We start from the raw sequence: 17,520 nt of genomic DNA, 5'->3' as shown, positions 1-17,520 counted from the left end.
TGCCCTTTACCCGTCAGGCCGCAAGCTTTGCGTAGGCGCCCTGACGCTCCATCAGTTCGGCATGGTTGCCGACTTCGACGATGCGACCCTGCTGCATGACGACGATGCGATCGGCATTGCGGATGGTGCCGAGCCTGTGGGCGACGACGAGCGTCGTGCGCCCCTTGGACAGCTCCTCCAGCGCAGACTGGATTTCCCGCTCCGTCGTGCTGTCGAGCGCTGACGTCGCTTCGTCGAGCAGCAGGATCGGCGGATCCTTGAGGAAGGCGCGGGCAATTGCCACACGCTGCTTCTGGCCGCCGGAGAGCATGATGCCGCGCTCGCCGACGATGGTATCGAGGCCCTCGGGAAGGTTTTCCAGCATGGTCGAGAGCTGGGCCCGGCGGCAGGCCTCCAGCACCTCGTCGTCGCTTGCGCCGATGCGACCATAGACAATGTTTTCCCGCAGCGTTCCGCCGAACAGGAAGACATCCTGCGAGACGAGGCCGATCTGGCGACGCAGGCTCTCGACGGTCATGTCCGGCAGAGCCAGACCGTCGATGGTGATTGTGCCCGAGGTCGGCTCGTAGAAGCGCGGCAAAAGCGAGAGAAGCGTCGATTTGCCGGCACCGGACTCGCCGACGAAGGCGATCGTTTCACCCGGCTTCACATGCAGCGAAATGTCATGAAGGACGGGGCGACCGGGCATGAAGGCGAAGGAGAGGTTGGAGAAGACAATTTCGCCGCTGAGTGTCGAGACCGGGCGGGCATTCGGGCTGTCGGTGATCTCCGGTTCGGTGGCGAGCAGATCGAGATAGCGGCGGAAGCCGGCGATGCCGCGCGGATAGGTTTCTATGACGGCGCTGATCTTGTCGAGCGGGCGGAAGAAGACGCCGACCAGAAGCAGGAAACCGACAAAGCTGCCGGTCGTCATGGCGCCCGAGAGCACATAGGCCGAGCCGATCACCATGATCACCACCTGGACGAAGCGCATGCCCATGTAATGCAGCGAGGACGAGGCAGCCATGACCTTGTAGGCGTCGAGCTTGGTCTTGCGGTAGCGGGCATTGTCTTTGGCAAAGAGTTTGCGCTCATGAACCTCGTTGGCATAGGCCTGAACGACGCGAATGCCGCCGATCGTTTCTTCCAGCCGAACGTTGAAGGCGCCGATGCGGCCATAGATCTCCTGCCAGGTGCGGGTCATGCGGCTGCCATAGATCGAAACGATGGCGACCGTGCCCGGCACGATCAGAGCCGTGACCAACGCGAGCTCGACATGCATGTTGAGCATCAGGATGAAAGCGCCGACAAAGGTCATGATGGCGATGAAGAGGTCTTCCGGCCCGTGATGAGCGACCTCGCCCACCTCTTCCAGGTCACGCGTCACGCGGGCGACCAACTTGCCAGTACGGGCGGTATCATACCAGCGCCAGGAGAGCGTGGTCAGATGCTCGAAGGCCTTGGCGCGCATCGCCGTCTCGATGTTGATGCCGAGCTTGTGACCCCAATAGATGACGATTGCCATCAGGGCCGCATTGACGACATAGATCGCGAGCAGGCCGGCGGCGGCAATCAGCGTCAGCGTCCAATTGCCGGTGGGCAGCAGCCTGTCTATGAAAGCGGTGACGGCAAGCGGAAAGGCAAGCTCCAAGAGGCCAGAGAGGACGGCACAGGAGAAATCCAGCCAGAACAGACCTTTCCAGGGGCGATAATAGGCGAAGAATTGTTTCAGCATGCGATGTTCCTGCAAGGTCTGCCGGGTGATCAGATGGCGCTGGCGGGCAGCGGATGCAGGGCACGATCACGGCGCGTCTCGGTCTGCATGCGCGGGCGAAAGATCTGGAAACTCCTCCGGGGCGTTGTGGATGCAACCTCAACAAGACGCTTCGGCGGCTGGCGCTCATGACATCCGCAAATCCCGCCCTGGCGCCATGCCTCATCGCAGCCGAGAGCCGCCAACAATCACGGTCGCGGCGTCATGCAATATATAACAATTACAGTCAAGTTATGGATACTCGCAGGTCAGCCATCCGCAGCATGCAAGCTATGAGATGCCGCGGTGGTCATGCAGCGTGGCGGGCACGAGGACTTGATGAGGTCTGACTGCCCGAGACATGCAAGTACTGACTTAGACGTTGGCTGGGGCGCCAGGAACAAAATCCAACTTTTTCTAGCTGACTGTTTTTAATCAAGCTATTGCATTTTATGTTGTTTCTTCGATAGGAGTGTTCCGGCAAGGTGTTCCGGTTAACTGTTCCGAAAGCGATGAAATGGCTCGACGCTCCAATCTAGTTCGACGTGAAGGCGGCACTTATTATGCCCGTATTTATTTCCCAGCGGACTTAAGAGAGCACTTCGGCAGTGAGGACAAAAAAGTCTCTCTTCGCACGAAGGATGAGGCCGTCGCCAAGCAGCGACTTTATCCAGAGCTGCAGAAATGGGAACTGATCTTTGAGGATATTCGGTCTCGGCGCAACGTAGCCGCAATCGATAAAGCTCTAGCAGTCTGGCAGCATTACGAGGCCACGCTTGAGAGCTACGAGCGCAAGCAGCGCGCCATGCCGACACTGGAACAGGAAAACGCAGAAGTGCAGCGCCTGTATCGACGGATTGATCTCGGCGAAATCTCGTCCGATGACATCGTTGGTAGGATCAATGCCTATACCGACTTGGAACTGATGCGAAGTGCGCGGTCCGACGACGCGAACCTGCGAAGTCGTCGCCTTGCCGCATTGAAGAGGGCGCTTCCCTCTGGCGACCACAGGTTTATCGAGACGGCGGTGAAAGATTTCATCGCCAAGCACAGACTCCTGGTCGATATAGGCTCGGAGGATTATCGCGAGCTTTGCCTTTTGATGACACGCGCTGAAATTGAGGGACTGCAGCGCACTCTGGAACGTGACAGGGGTGATTTCTCTGGCTCACCTAAAGATCCCATTGTGAAACCGGCAGTAGGTCGTGCCCACGAAACCGCGGCGCCAGGTGAAACCATCATCGAGTTGTTTGAGAACTACGCTCGCGAGAACCCTAGGCAAATAACTGCCGATACGCTTGCACAGGCGCGCCGCGACGTTGGCACTTTAGTTCAACATCTTGGCAGCACATGCCCGGTTCACAAAATCGATAAAAAAGCCGTTCGCGAATGGAAGGCACTTCTTATGAAGTATCCGGTCAAGGCGACAGAAACAAAAGCCTTCGAGGGAATGAAGATTGCTCAGATAGTGCGACACAATGAGCGGGTAGGCAAACCCGTTCTGACCCCGCGGACGGTCAATCGCTACCTCTCCAGCCTTGGAGCATTCTGCAACTGGCTCGTCAACAACGGCTACCTGGAAAGCAACCCGACCTCAGGCATGTCTCTACCAAAAGACAAAAAGAAGAAAGTATTCCCTTTCAAGAATGAACACATGAATACGCTGTTCGCGTCGCCACTATTTGTAGGATGCAAATCCGACGAGGCACCGAGATTCTGGAAGAAGCCTGGAAATCACCTGATTCGTGATCATAAATACTGGGTCCCATTGACTATGCTTTACTCGGGCGCCCGTCCCGCAGAGATTGCGCAGCTTCTCGTGTCGGATGTTCGGCAAGAGCACGGTCGTTGGCTTATGGACATTACCGAAACCGATGACGACGACGAAGATGCCAGCAAGAGCGTGAAAAACGTGGGCTCCCGCCGGATTGTCCCAATTCATCGCGAATTGGTAAAGCTCGGACTTCTCAAGCATCACGCCAGTATGAAGAATGCCGGGCAAGCCCGTCTGTTCCCGACTGCGGAGCGGAATGAACGAGGCCAGATGATTGCAGATTTTAGCCGCGAGTTCAGCCGCTACCTGATCGGGCTAGGCATTAAGAAAGGGCGCGGCTTGTCACTCTACAGCTTTCGCCATGGAGCCTTCGACGCGTTGCGGCGTGCAGGATATGTTGAAGAACAATTCAGCTACATATTCGGCCATGTCACCGGAAGCAGGGTTTCCCGTGGCTACGGCATCCTTTCTTCAGGCACACTTGAACAGCGTGCGGAATTGATAAACGCGATTTCTTATCCGGATGTAGTGCTTGACCATTTGATGCCGAAGAGCGAACTGGATGATGCCGCTTAGGTCGAATTCTCCGGCGCCTGGTCCAGTTCATAGCCGCGGCGCCAGCTTGGCGCGGCATCAATCGCGGCCTGATAGCGCCAACGCTGCTTGGTGCGCGGCTTCACCCAGGTGACCGACATGCGCTTTCCCTGGTCGAGAGCTTCCTTGATGGCCTGATGCATCTCCGATGTCGGCTTGGCAGGGACAATTCTAAGTCCACTCGTCTCAATCTGCTCGAGCATGAACCTTGTGATGAGAGATGCTTCGTGGTCGCCCACGCATATCCCTCGATCGGAGTGTCCTGTCTTCAACGCCTTCTTGAGAATGCGCCAGGTGTCGAGGTCGAGCTGGCTCGGAAGGATGGGATCGGCTTGAGCCGGTCGTGCGTCACTCATGCAGGGTCGTCCTGGCCGCAAATCATTTGTCGCGCTTTTTCTTTCTCGATCTTGGTGTGGGAGTTCTCTTACCTCACCGGTCCGCGAGTTCGTCCGGTGTGTCAGGTGGACCGTTGGAAAGCGCTTTGCACATATAGTCGACGGCTTCCTCGCTGAAGAACTGCCTAAGCACGGCACGGGTAAAGTGATTTGGCTCGATCCCAAGGGCCTCTACCGCGGCTTCGATAAGGTCTGGCGGGAAATAGTGGCGCCCGGTGATTAAGTTCATCATCTTCGCTCCCTGTTTGATGCCAAGACGCGTCGCTAGCTGTTCCGTCGATAAGCCGGACGCGTGCAGGTGATCCCTCAGGCTCTGTCCGACAATAAGGGCGGCACTGGGGTCTTTTTCCATCACATTTATCCCTCCTGTCTGTCGTATTATATTCCAATATTCTCTCGTTGAGGTCAATGAATCGGCAGGCTATACATTATTCCAATAAGTAAGAACTTACTTATCACTGCATAATTGAAAATTTTCCCATCATTAAACCTATAAAGTCAGTGATATATACTCTTTGAAACTGATCAAAGAGAGCGCAATGCTGATGATTGATGATGCCAAGGCCCAGATTTCGACCCTGCTCAGGGCGCATGTTGATGAGAGTCCCTACAGTCTGAATGAAATCGCGATCCTGTGCGGTTTCCACGGACCTGAAATGCTGGAAGGTATTCTACGTGGAGAGCTCCGGGTTCCCCTCGACAAGGCAATGCCGCTGGCCAAGGCAATCGGCTGCGACGGACGGGCCTTGTTCGTGCTCGTCCTCAAGAGTTGGTTTGGGGTAGAACTGGTGAATACGATCGATGAGGTATTCACGAATGATGCCGCTTCGACGGTTGAGCGCGGCTGGATCGCTTTCCTCCGCGACTTTTATGGTGACCTTATGCCGGAGCTGACCCCGACGCTGCGTCGCCGCCTTCGGTTGCTTGTCAGCTTACCAGGGTGAGGCCCTGGCTTCTGGAAATGATTGGGTGCGGCCTGGTGGTGGCACCATAACCGGTATGGGAGGATAGACGACCGGAGACTCGCGGCCACGGAATGCATCCCCATGGCTGATGCGCGCATGCCCTAGGACTTCGATGTTTCGGGTGCAGGTCGATATCCCGCTTTGTTCGCGGACGCAGGAGGCTAGCGGGCACCAGATGGCAGCCAACAAAGCGAAGGTGCGCGCCAGCCCATCGTCCGTTGATGTCAGGATCGATGAAGATGGCTAATCCAAACGCTGCTAGTCCCGCGACTGGAGCTCAGAAGTGCGGTCAGTTAATGGCATGGACACGCATCGTGCCCATTCGACGCCGACGACTCTGGATATGTTTTCGACGCTGGCAATCATAGGATCCCTGCCCACGACATGGAGCCGGGTCTGCCGCAGAACCTCGATTTGCAAGCCGCTGTTCTGTCGAGCGTCAGTAAGCAGAGGCCGACAGTCCTTCCTGCAGCCTGATCGTGTTCTCCCACCTTTACATCGAGAGGCAAAACGCTGATTTCATGCTTTTCTGTCAAGATAGGGGAAAGGTAGCGTCAACGTTTGGGGCATATCCGCAATGATTGCGGATTTTGAGGCAAGGTCGAGCGCAACCTAAGGTATTTATTTGTCAAGGTTTGGCGGTCTCAACTTTTACCAAATCGAGGTCGGTAAACCTGTTATGTAAAGGTCGCTCGCAAACGCAGAGAGTCTGGCACGGCTGTAGGCGCAGCAACCCTCCTGGTGGGTGATCTCCGTGATCAGCTAAAGCTGGCTTGAAAGGCTGTCGCAGTCAGCGTCACATGAGCTTCAAGAGGAGGCGCTAGCTCGAACGCTTTTGGTGCTCGCGAGAAATTCCAGAGCCGCATAAGGCGCCAATGCGTGCGGCGTTCCTGGGCGACGGCGAGCTCATTGCGGCTGATATGGAAGGGGGTGCGCTCCCACCCGTTTGTCGTCTTGACCTCGATGAGCCTTTCCTTGCCGGACAGGTCGAAGCTTGCAATGTCGTAGCCCGCGCCATCGCCTTCGTCCACAGAGACCCAGCGCACATTTTCCGCTAGGTCGGTGCGACCTGCTGCCCTTAAGGTCATGCGCTCATGAGCAAGGACGAGCTCCTCGCCGGCGCGCCCAAGTGTGCGGTTGCGCTCGTCTCGACCGGCAACATCGAATTTTCGAGCGATGTGCTGCATCTGCTCAAGCTCTTGCGGGGGCGGTTGGTTGGACATGGTCGGCGCTGGTCCGATCCAGAGCGGTTCAGGCTCGCGCATCGCAGATGTCCAGGGTAGCTTCGGTTCGCGCTGAAGCCAGGCTGGGTTGGCGGAAAGCCACCGAGCAACCGCGTCATCGAGAGACTTTTGGAAATTGAATGCCGGCTTGTAACCTGGGATCCATTCCTCGCCGAACCCCTTCAGCACCGCACTGATGTTCTGATGCTTAAACTCGATCGAGGTGCGGGATCGGCCGATCAGGTGCTGGAGGTGACGGTTATGCTCGGCCTTGTTGTAGGGGCTGCCTGCAACGTCGAGCACCAGCATCTCGAAATAATCTGCAACGATCAGGTCGTTCTCTGTATCGGTCCAAGGTCCTTCAGCCATGAGCCAACGTTACAAGCAGCCGATTCAGCTGTCATTTCATTTTGAAGTCTGTCCCCCGCTCCGAGGTTAACAGAGAAGATTGAGGAAAACTTCGGCACTAAGCAACTGCTCAGAGATTGCGCGAGCTTGCACCACCTGCACCATTGTTGTTTGATGCTTACCATCTCTGATTGCTCGGAACAGAGACCTGCGTCAGGGCGGCTTGGCAATCCAGAGCGAAATCGGTTTAGATGAAGGTGTGCAACATCGACAATACTGCCCCTTCATTTGTTGACCGGTGTCTGTCGATCGACCTCGAGGTCAACCCAGAGAGCTCCAAGATCTTTGCCTTCGCGGCGGTCCGGTCTCGTGACATCGAGAAGGTAGTCTTCCGAGACAGAGATCTCGACGCTGCACTCGATCGACTGGAGAATATGGCGTCAGAGGCCGAGTTTTTGCTCGGTCATAATATTCTGCGGCATGATCTTCCACATTTGACCGCAGCGAGGCCTAGCTTTGGTCGGCTCTCGTCAAGCCCTGTTGATACGCTCTGGCTTAACCCACTGGCGTTTCCGCGAAATCCTTACCATCACCTGGTCAAGCACCATCATGATGGACGGCTGCAAGCCGGGCATGTCAACGATCCAGAATTGGACGCTCGCCTGGTTCTACAAGTCCTGGCAAATCAGATAGAGGCATTTAAGAGCCTTGCAGATCGTGCGCCGGCAGTCATCGAAGCCTACCACTATCTCTCGACCTGCATGCCTGGCAGCGGTGGTTTCGACGCTCTTTTCGCCGACTTGCGCCGGGCTACTCGCCCTACTCCTTTAGCCGCCGAGCGCGCGATCTTGCAACTCCTGGAAGGTCAGGCCTGCGCAGCTCGAGTGCGAGATGTATTGCAACGCCTTTCATCGCCCCATCTGAGCTGGCCGATGGCCTATGCGCTCTCTTGGATCTCGGTTGCTGGCGGAGACTCTGTCATGCCGCCTTGGGTGCGGGCGCAGTTCCGTGAGGCAGCGCAGATCGTCCGGCATCTTCGCGACAATTCATGCGACGACACCGGTTGCCATTGGTGCCGTGAGAGAAGCGATCCAAAGAAAGCACTGTCTCGCTGGTTCGGATTTGACGGGTTCCGTGCTGAGCCGAAGGATGATGCCGGTCGGCCCTTGCAGGAGCGCATCGTCGCCGAGGCAATGGCCGGCCGCTCGGTGCTCGGGATCCTGCCCACTGGCACTGGCAAATCTGTCTGCTACCAAATTCCAGCGCTTTCACGGTTTGATAAGACCGGCGCCTTGTCTGTCGTGATCTCGCCATTGGTGGCCCTGATGGCCGATCAGGTCCAAGGTCTTGCACGACACGGCATCTCCAGCTGCGTAACTATCAATGGTCTCCTCTCACTGCCGGAGCGGCATGCAGCATTAGATCAGATCCGGATGGGCGAGGCGGCGATCTTGCTGATTTCGCCTGAGCAGTTGCGGAATCCATCCGTGCGCTCGATTTTGTCGCAGCGAGAGGTCGGTTATTGGATCCTCGATGAGGCTCATTGCGTGTCGAAGTGGGGGCACGACTTCAGGCCGGACTACCGCTACGTATCGCGGTTCATCCGCGAATACACCGGCGATCGGGAAACGGCCCCCGTCATCTGTCTGACTGCGACGGCCAAGCCCGAAGTAGTTCGCGATATCAGAGACCACTTTCATTCTCGGCTCGGAGTGGAGCTCCTGCTGCTCGACGGAGGGGCAACGCGCGACAACCTCACCTTCGAAGTCCAGGAAACCCACCGCAGTCGCAAACTGGCAGACATCCTGGACACCATCGAGCGCGCGCTTCCGCATGAGGGAGTGTCGGGGGCGGTTGTTTACTGCGCGACGCGGGCTGCAACCGAAAAAGTTGCTGGCTTCCTGCAGCAACAGGGATTGGCCGCTGACTACTTCCATGCAGGCCTAACACCCGAACGCAAGCAGGATACCCAGGAACGCTTCCGGGTCGGTGAGCTCAGGATCATTGCCGCGACCAATGCTTTCGGCATGGGGATCGATAAGCCGGACATCCGGCTTGTAGTCCATGGCGATATACCGGGTTCGCTGGAAAATTATCTGCAAGAAGCGGGACGAGCCGGGCGAGATCGCAGTCCCGCAGTTTGTGTTCTGTTGTTCAACACGGATGATGTCGAGCGGCAGTTCTCGCTCAGCGCACGCTCACGCCTGGCGCGTCACGAGATCAGTGGGATACTGAAGGCGCTGCGTCGCCTGGATGCGAAGGGCAAGCACCGAGGTGGAGTCGTTGCGACGCCTGGCGAGATCGTTCGTGAGGACACAGCGCAGGATTTTGAGCGCGACAGTGCGACCGACGACACGAGGGTCAAGACGGCAATCGCTTGGCTTGAAGAATCCACCTTGCTCACACGCGACGAGAACCGCGTGCAGGTGTTCCCATCATCTTTGCGAATTCGCACCATGCAGGAGGTCGATGCCATCCTGACAAAGGCAGAGATCACGGGGTCGCGGCGCAAGCAGCTTATAGCTCTGGTTCAGCACTTGATGACGGCCTCTTCGGACGCCGGAGTATCCACTGATGAACTTTCGGGTGCGAGCGGCCTTACAGGAGGTGCTCTCCGCAAGGCATTATCCGATCTCGAAACCCTCGGCATCGCAACCGACGACACCGCAATCACCATGTTCGTGCATGTCGGTGTTGAAGGGGCGTCGCGGCACAGATTTCAGTTGGCTGCGTCTCTGGAGACTGCCCTGATCGCAGCTTTGCGCGAGAATGCGCCGGACGCCGATAATGGAGAAGCATATCCCCTTCACCTGGCGACGACTTGTCAGATGCTTCGTGATCAGGGGCACGCCACCGTGCGTCCGGATTTGATCGAAGCCCACCTTCGTAGCTTCGCGCAGGATGGTCGTGACGATGACGGAGGCCGTGGCAATGTGCATTTCCAGAAGCTGAACAGGAGCACATGCCTGGTGCGGCTACAACGATCCTGGGAGGCGCTGAGCAAAACAGCAGAGCTCCGGCGACGTGGATCGGAGTTGCTACTGTTGCACCTAGAGGGGCTTGTGCCCAAGGGAACACGCGGCAAGGACATCAGAGTCGAGACGACTATCGGCAAGCTGCAAGGCGCCATCATGGGAGACGTCTTCCTGAAATCATCTGTCCGCGATGAAACAAAGCTCTTGAGCCGGGCGCTGATGTGGCTTCACGAGCAGGGTGTCATCACGCTAGGGCGAGGTCTCACGATCTTCAGGCCCGCGATTACAGTCAACTTGCGCCCTGGCACGGGCCAATTCACGCAGAAAGATTTTCTACCTCTCGAAGAGCACTACGGCGAACAAACCATTCAGACCCACATCATGGCGGCTTACGCGTCTCGTGGCCTCGTCGCGATTGATGAGGCTGAGCGATTGGCGTCGGATTATTTCCAATTGGAGAAGGAGGGGTTCCTCAAGCGTTGGATGCCGGACCGCGCCGGAGAGCTTCGTAGACAGACCACGCCGGAAAGTTGGCGTCGGATCGTCGATGACTTAGGCAGTCAAACGCAGGCAAAGATCGTTGCAGACGATCGCGAGCAAACAAATGTGCTGGTGCTTGCCGGCCCAGGCTCTGGCAAGACACGGGTTTTGGTGCATCGCGTTGCTTATCTGGTTCGGATTCGACGCGAAGATCCGCGAGGCATCCTGGTGCTGACCTACAATCGCCATGCTGCTGTTGAAATTCGAAAGCGATTGAAGGACCTCGTAGGCGATGATTCAGCAGCCGTAACAGTATCGACTTGCCATGCGCTGGCCATGCGGCTCGTAGGCGCAAGCTTTGCTGGGCAGATTGATACAGATAGTGAGCGTGACTTCGACAAGGTCGTGGTGGAAGCGACGGCCTTGCTCAGGGGCGACGGCCTGCAGAAGGAAGACGCCGAGGCACTTCGACAAACATTGATCGAGGGGTATCGGTGGATCCTGGTGGATGAATACCAGGACATTGGTCCTGAGGAGTATGGGTTGATCGCCGCAGTAGCCGGCCGCTCCCTAGATGACCAGGATCAACGCCTGAGCCTCTTTGCCGTGGGCGATGATGATCAGAACATCTATGCCTTTGCGGGCGCCTCGATTGAGTTCATCAGGCGCTTCGAAACCGACTACAATGCGAAGCCGACATATCTCATCGAAAACTATCGGTCGACCGCAGCGATTATTGCTGCCGCCAACCGGGTCATTGCGCCAGCTGCGGGTCGAATGAAGGCGGAGCATGACATCCTCATAAATCGGGCTCGAGCAAAAGCTCCCGCGGGCGGCACGCTTGCTAATCTCGATCCTGTAGCTCAGGGGCGTGTCCAACTATTGCACTGCAGCGTGGACGGTCAGGCGCAGACCGCAGTGGATGAGCTGGTTCGATTGTCACAGCTGGTGCCGGAATGGTCCTGGTCAAAGACGGCAATCATCGCCCGGGAGTGGCGTCTGCTGGAACCGGTGCGAAGCTATTGCGAGGCGAGCGGCATTCCGGTGCAGCTTGCGAGCGAGACATTGCCGCCTTTTTGGCGTCTTCGCGAAGTCCGAGCTTTCCTTGCCTTCGTGAGAGCTGCACCTGCCAAGATGCTGACAGTCTCGCAGATGCAGGAGTTCATCGCCGCACAGACCGCGAACTGTTGGTGGACGATGATATCCGAAGCCATCTCGGCATTCAGCCTGGAGCTGGATGGCAAGGCGGTGCCGGTCGCGGACCTTGTCGAAATGCTGGCGGAATGGGCGCGGGATGCTCGGCAGGAGCAACGCGGCCTGATGCTCCTGACCGCGCATCGAGCTAAGGGGCTCGAATTCGATGATGTGGTGATCTTGGATGGAGGTTGGGATCGCAATTCACGAGGAGAAGATCGGGATGCACCGAGACGACTTTTCTACGTTGCGATGACCCGTGCAAGGCGCAGTCTGGCGATCACGGTAACCAGGGAACAGCACCCACTCGTCGGCCTCGACACTCACAGCATGATACAGCGACAGATAGCAGCGACAGCGAATGAGGCCGGCGATCACTCGCTCCGCTATCAGTTAGTCGAGCCGCAGATGGTCGATCTCTCCTGGTCAGGACGGCAGAGCTCCTCGCATCCGGTTCATGGTGCCCTGGCAAAACTACGAACAGATGCCCCCATAACGTTAGCCGAGAGTGACGGTCGATGGCTGATCCAAAACGCGCATGGAGTGACCATCGGGCGGATGGCGAAAAGCTACCGACCGCCAGACGGGCTGCGATTTATCCGAGGGTCGGCGCGAGCCATCATTCAATGGCGCAAGGTAGATAACGGTGAGGAGTTTCAGCAGGCTCTTCGACAAAAGGCTTGGGATGTGGTTTTGCCCGAGTTCGTGTTCGGTTGTCAGATTGGACTCTAGTCGATCGGTCGACAGGCCTCAGCGATTATAGAGGGCTTTAAGGGCCGCCTAACTCACTTCGAGTTCCTACGCACCTGCACTGGCCAGCGTCCTTTGAACTTCCGGATCGTCGCCATATGATCTTCAAGGGATATCCATGGTCACGCGTATTGTTATCCTGGAGGTATGCCAAGAGTTCTCTTGGACCTTGCCAGTCCTATACAGCGTTAAGGCCAATAGTGCGGCCGCTTCTGGTTCTGAGAAATCTATGCGACCTGAATTTCACGGGGCGCCGCTCTGGCGGTAAGCGTTTTTTATGTCTGCTATAGCCTGCGCCCCATACCTGCGAGCAAGACGAGCAACAAAAGCAGGCTCGATATCTTCAGCGAATGACAGGTGGCCAGCTAGTCGGCATGTGTCTGCCGGGGATAGCCCACCCAATGTCCATCTGTGGACGCCAGCTCTGATACTTCTCTTTCGAAGCTGACCTAAAGAAACATCGCCGTCATTTGTTAAAATTAATCCGGTGACCATCCTTTTATACTTCTTCGTTGCGAGGACAGTTTTCTCGGAGTTGATCTTGAGTCGAGGAGATTTTTGATCTTTGATTATGCGCTCCAGCGCCTTTGGAACCCCTGTCAAATAACCAGTGCGCTGCGCGGAAAAAGTCAGATCATCCGCATACCTTGTATAAATTACACTTTGAGATTCGCAATATGACTGCACGGTTTTGTCAAAATCGAACATAAGAATATTTGAAACTGCTGGCGATGAGGGGGCGCCTATAGCCAACCTAAACACGGATGAATGTCGACTCTTTCTTCTAAATATTATCTTGGAGCTCAGGTTGACGTCCTCCTCATTGATGAAAACGTTGTGCCGGCGGCAATAAGCCTCCCAGTCCTCGGCCCGTAGTGACGGAAAAAAATCTTGAAAATCAAACTTCAAGATTGGACCGTTGTGGGAGTGGGCCAGAGCATTCTGCCTCAGGCCGATGCCAGGACGATAAGCCATCGCAGCCGGGTGCACGGGCAGTTTAGCGAGAAAAATATCGTGCAGGGCTCGCTGCAGAACCTTTAGCTCGCGAGCTGGCTGCGCTATTTCTCGCCGACCGCCCCGGCGCTTGTCGATATGATAAACTTTGTATCTATCCGGTGCGTTGCTTATAATCGCGCGGAGGTCCCAGTCACTTAGACCTGTAGCCTCCGACAGTGCTCGTAAAATCTCACTCATGCGACGCTGCCGTAAAATTGGGTAATAACGCTGTAGCGGAGTGGCTCATAGTCTTTCCAATGTTCGCGTATTGCGAAGCGACGCCGGCCCTTGTTGTGAAGGGATCTACCTGCTTTGGTTGTGATGACAGCAGCATCAGGAAGTGGGGTGGCAATGAAAAACTCGTCAAGACCCTTTTTACGTCGAACGATCCATTCAACAGACTCGGCGCACAGAAGATATCTCTTCAAGTCCGAAGTAGGAACATAGACCCCCACAGTCAAAAGCAATTCGTCTATTTCATTGAAAGTGAGTGCGCCGTATTCTTGTATCAAACCAACAATCAGTTTTATGATGTGCCCGGGCCGGTCAACGTTGAAAGTTGTAGGATCTCGCGTGGTGGCCAATCTCAATTTTAAGGGCGCCTGCAGCTGGTCTTTCAGGACCCCGATTTTTATGCCCCCAGGCGCACTCACATCACCGACGTCGGCATCATCAATTACAAAGATTGAAGTATTCCCGTGCTTGCGCTCCAGAGATCGCAGCGGGCCAAGCCGAATAAAAGAGGTTTCGCCTTTTCCCCGCCAGTGTCTATCTCGAACTACGACAAGGAGCCTTGAAGCGATCTCTTGGATTACGCAAAATGCTCCGAGCTCCGCCATGCTCCCTTCGCTCTCACAGAAAAGCAGAACGAGATCGGATATTTCCGCCAAGTCGGTCTCAAATTGGAGAACATCCTCGTATGCATCAGCGAAGACATGAAGCTTTGTAATGTCTTCCGCCTGGATTATCGCCTTTCCTTTGATCGCAGGATTATCGAGTATCTTGAGAAATCCATCGCGCAACGAAAGCGCAACTGGCTCGTCGATTTTTGAGTATGGTCCCCCGCAAAGGAACACCACCGCAGAAGGAGATTGGACATGGATTTTGTCCACGTCCAACTCCTCTGCGAATAGCAACATAGCTTACCCTTAAAGCCCTGTAAGGTAGGGATTGACTATCGAGCGGAGCGTCCCGAAGGGCGATGTTCAATCGCTACCTTACAGGGCACCAAAATTCCGCAATATAATGAGGTCCAGCGAAGCGCTAGACCAAGTGCTAAACGACGCACTCAATACACGTAAGCCGAGCGACGATAGCCGGACGACGCGAAATGTCAACGTGGCTTGCATGCGATGAGCGCGCCACATCCTCAGGCGACGCGCTTACGTTCCAGTGTCCTCTTAGCTTTTTCGACAGGGCGATACCAATTTGGTGTGGTTTCACGGAGCCTAGTGAGCTTCAGCGAGTCTGTATGCTTCTTCCAATGTTTTGGGGTTCAGAGTGCGCTGACGTCGCCAACCCGTGCCGGTATCCTTCTCAATGAAGATCCCGGATTTGTTTTCGAGAATACGAATCAGTTTTCCCCTTTTCCGAAGAATGGGGTAGTCATCGAAAATCCAGTCATGAACATGACCTCGAAGATTGTGAAGCGCGGCGGACAGGTCAGCGCACGATTGGTAGCGATCGCCAGGCGCGACGCGCACACACCGCCTGATGACGGATTTTAGTGATCCCGGAACGCTTGGTGGAAGGCTTCCATAGTCCAGGATACTGCCTGAAGTAATGCGCTGCTCGATTATCTTTGTGGCAAAATCCTGCTGCTCGTATCCCGAAAGTTCATCGTATTTCGCTTGCTGACGATTCGTAAGCCAATCCCTCTCAGAATAAGGAAGTGATCCGCCCAGCATTTGATAAAGAAGGATCCCTAGCTGATATACATCGCTGGACTTGAAAAAGTTATTGCCTTGGACGGATTCGGGTGGCCTGTAGATTAGGGAATGCTTGGTTAGACACTTTGCGTAGCCCGTTTCATCACAGGGCACTACGGAGCCGAAATCTCCGACCATGTAGCGATCATTATCGCAGAAGATATTTTGGGGCTTGAGGTCACGATGCAGGAAGCCGTTTCCGTGCAAGAAGCCTGCCCCAGCAGAGACCTGCATACATACGTCCATGGCTTCCTTCAATCCACACTGTCTATTCTCCAAAAGGGTATCTAGGTCACCACCTACGCAAAACGGTGTCACGAAATAAGCGAAATCGGCGTCAACTTCCGACGCGTCGTGCACCTTAAGGATGTTGGGGTGTTCAAGTTTAGCTAGTAGCCTCGGCTCTGCGTGATCACTCCCGTCCCAAAAATAGAACTTCACGGCGACCTCACGGTCTAGAATTCTATGGCGACCGAGTAGAACATAACCGTTGGCCCCCTTCTTACTCTCAGATAAAAATTCAATATCTTGGGCCAGACGAATTATGGTGTCGTGGATCTCAGCCGGAAGATGATTAATGTCGATCATCAAATGAGCCCGGAATTTTTCAGATAAACTCCAGCTGAAAGATAAGCGTCTCTTTGATATGCAGCTAAACCATTGGGGATGCCGCCGACGTTTGTTTTCGAAAATGCAATTATTGCTTGGGGAGATATAAAGACAATGTTCTTGTGGGCCAGCTGGAAGAGCGCCTCAATTTTGAACGTCACGCCCGAGGACGCCATTGCTCCGCTGCCGGCACGTTTCTTTACCGCGATGACCTCTATTGCGTTTTGATGAACGAATGATTTTGCAGCCTGCATGAATGACTCAAGCTCGGCACCGTCTTCATGATTTCCAAGCAAGAGGCGCTTCGTCTTGCATTCCAGGAGAGCGGGCACTCCCGCCTGCTCCTCGACAATGACGAGTATTGCTTCACTGGCTTTAATCTGAAGGCCACATACTTTCAAAGCGCGCTCCAACCAATACTGAGTGTTGATAGCCTATGCAGCCCAGAGGTGAGTCGTCAATCGGAAGGCTTTGACCTCCTCCCCCAGGAGCATGGCGCTCCATTGACCCAAACTTGGTGCTGGCGAATCTGGAACGCAACCTTTGCACCTTCACTGCCATTATTGCGGAGAGGGTGAGATTCGAACCTAGATACCGTTGTGAGTATGCCGCTTTTCGAGTGCTGTGATTTCAAGCACTCAGCCACCCCTCCAGTGATATTCGTCGGCGCATGGTGGCGCGGGCTGAATCATAGCGGCAAGTCACCCCCACCTGTGCCAGGCAGCTAAAAGCCGTGAGTGTTCAAGTTGAGTGTGGCCGAGGTGCGGCTGTGCCAAACTGGCTCAACCAAGGTTGTGGATGCAAAATATACAGCTAAAAACATGGGCAAGGAGAGAATCATGGGAATTCCGAACAGTTACAGCACACAGCTACCTGATAGATGCCATGACCTTTTAATGCTCCTTCTGCCAATCGTTCAGGCAGACAAACGAACCGCTGCTCGCCATCGGGGTGCACTCACAACTACGCTCACCCTGGCACTTGCTACCCCTATGCTCACCGTTCCGATCGAGCGTATCCAGAAATACCTCGGCCAAGACGAAGGATATGCAGACGAACGCTTCATGTCGCCGGAGTTGGCGCAGAAAATCGAGGTCGCGATCCAAGGGAAGAAACTCCAGGACCATCCAATTTTCTCCGAACTAGGTTGGTGCTTCCTGCAACAAGTTCCGCCGTTCAACGTTGCGCATGGCCTCCCGAACAAGCATGCTGAAGCACTGTCATCGCAGGCTGCGAGAGAAGCTGCCTTAGATTTAACGTTTGAGACGTTTTTGAACTGCATTCGAAACGGTCTTTCCCACGGTGGGGTTGTGTATCTTGACGAGCGGGGCCGAACCTCGGTTGGAGAGGCATCAATGCTGTGCTTCGTCAGCGCTAGGCAGGATCGAACGACACCCCATTGCGACAACCGGCATGGCCGTCGATGCCCAACAGTTGTTCCAAAAATTCGAGACCTCCGTCTGCTTCGAATTTCCGAAAGTGACTTTCGTGAGTTTTTGGGGCGGTGGGTCGAGTGGCTAGTTCAATCCGAGCTGGCAAGCATAGCGGCTGAGTAGG

12 protein-coding genes are annotated in these 17,520 nt (G+C 55.4%); 4 read left to right on the top strand and 8 right to left on the bottom strand.

Annotated features, from left to right (window positions below):
• Positions 1-13: 13 nt before the first annotated feature.
• Positions 14-1,714: an ABC transporter ATP-binding protein gene (locus BW978_RS05825; protein ID WP_076393000.1), complete on the bottom strand. Its 1,701-nt coding sequence runs from the start codon at positions 1,712-1,714 to the stop codon at positions 14-16.
• A gap of 535 nt (positions 1,715-2,249) precedes the next feature.
• On the opposite strand from BW978_RS05825, the gene BW978_RS05820 reads away from it, so the two are divergent.
• Complete coding sequence (locus BW978_RS05820; protein ID WP_076392998.1) at positions 2,250-4,082, top strand: DUF6538 domain-containing protein; 1,833 nt, start codon at positions 2,250-2,252, stop codon at positions 4,080-4,082.
• On the opposite strand, the gene BW978_RS05815 is transcribed toward BW978_RS05820, so the two are convergent.
• Both BW978_RS05815 and BW978_RS05810 read right to left on the bottom strand, forming a co-directional pair.
• On the bottom strand, positions 4,079-4,456 hold the full coding sequence (locus tag BW978_RS05815) for a hypothetical protein (protein ID WP_076392996.1): 378 nt from the start codon (positions 4,454-4,456) through the stop codon (positions 4,079-4,081). The two genes, BW978_RS05820 and BW978_RS05815, sit on opposite strands and share 4 nt — an antisense overlap.
• A 73-nt stretch (positions 4,457-4,529) precedes the next feature.
• Entirely contained in the window at positions 4,530-4,847 is a 318-nt protein-coding gene (locus tag BW978_RS05810; protein WP_076392994.1) for a helix-turn-helix domain-containing protein, read from the bottom strand.
• 187 nt (positions 4,848-5,034) lie between these two features.
• On the opposite strand from BW978_RS05810, the gene BW978_RS05805 reads away from it, so the two are divergent.
• A complete protein-coding gene (locus tag BW978_RS05805) occupies positions 5,035-5,439 on the top strand; it encodes a hypothetical protein (RefSeq protein WP_244551890.1) in 405 nt (134 codons plus the stop codon).
• 779 nt (positions 5,440-6,218) lie between these two features.
• On the opposite strand, the gene BW978_RS05800 is transcribed toward BW978_RS05805, so the two are convergent.
• Positions 6,219-6,992, bottom strand: a complete 774-nt coding sequence (locus BW978_RS05800; protein ID WP_244551889.1) for a protein NO VEIN domain-containing protein — start codon at positions 6,990-6,992, stop codon at positions 6,219-6,221.
• Positions 6,993-7,282: 290 nt separating this feature from the next.
• Here BW978_RS05800 and BW978_RS05795 point away from each other — a divergent pair, with 290 nt between their 5' ends.
• Positions 7,283-12,412 carry a RecQ family ATP-dependent DNA helicase gene (locus tag BW978_RS05795; protein ID WP_076392990.1) on the top strand — a complete coding sequence of 1,710 codons (5,130 nt, stop codon included), beginning with the start codon at positions 7,283-7,285 and terminating at the stop codon, positions 12,410-12,412.
• 261 nt (positions 12,413-12,673) lie between these two features.
• Here the strand turns inward: BW978_RS05795 and BW978_RS05790 are convergent, their stop codons facing one another.
• The 4 genes from BW978_RS05790 to BW978_RS05775 form a co-directional block, all read right to left on the bottom strand.
• Positions 12,674-13,624 carry a retron St85 family RNA-directed DNA polymerase gene (locus BW978_RS05790; protein WP_076392988.1) on the bottom strand — a complete coding sequence of 317 codons (951 nt, stop codon included), beginning with the start codon at positions 13,622-13,624 and terminating at the stop codon, positions 12,674-12,676.
• The gene (locus BW978_RS05785) at positions 13,621-14,538 is read right to left on the bottom strand and encodes a retron St85 family effector protein (RefSeq protein WP_139330336.1); all 918 of its coding nucleotides are present in this window, start codon (positions 14,536-14,538) and stop codon (positions 13,621-13,623) included. The genes BW978_RS05790 and BW978_RS05785 overlap by 4 nt, the downstream gene beginning before the upstream one ends.
• Positions 14,539-14,874: 336 nt before the next feature.
• On the bottom strand, positions 14,875-15,942 hold the full coding sequence (locus BW978_RS05780; protein ID WP_076392984.1) for a serine/threonine-protein kinase: 1,068 nt from the start codon (positions 15,940-15,942) through the stop codon (positions 14,875-14,877).
• Complete coding sequence (locus BW978_RS05775; RefSeq protein WP_076392982.1) at positions 15,942-16,364, bottom strand: DUF3010 family protein; 423 nt, start codon at positions 16,362-16,364, stop codon at positions 15,942-15,944. The genes BW978_RS05780 and BW978_RS05775 overlap by 1 nt, the downstream gene beginning before the upstream one ends.
• 336 nt (positions 16,365-16,700) lie before the next feature.
• Here BW978_RS05775 and BW978_RS05770 point away from each other — a divergent pair, with 336 nt between their 5' ends.
• A complete protein-coding gene (locus BW978_RS05770) occupies positions 16,701-17,519 on the top strand; it encodes a hypothetical protein (protein ID WP_139330334.1) in 819 nt (272 codons plus the stop codon).
• Position 17,520: the final 1 nt, after the last annotated feature.

This window comes from Rhizobium sp. RU33A (assembly GCF_900156055.1).
In the GTDB taxonomy this organism is placed as follows: Bacteria; Pseudomonadota; Alphaproteobacteria; order Rhizobiales; family Rhizobiaceae; genus Allorhizobium.
The sequence above is the reverse complement of the archived record's forward strand: the minus strand, read 5'-3'. Positions and strand labels throughout refer to the sequence as shown.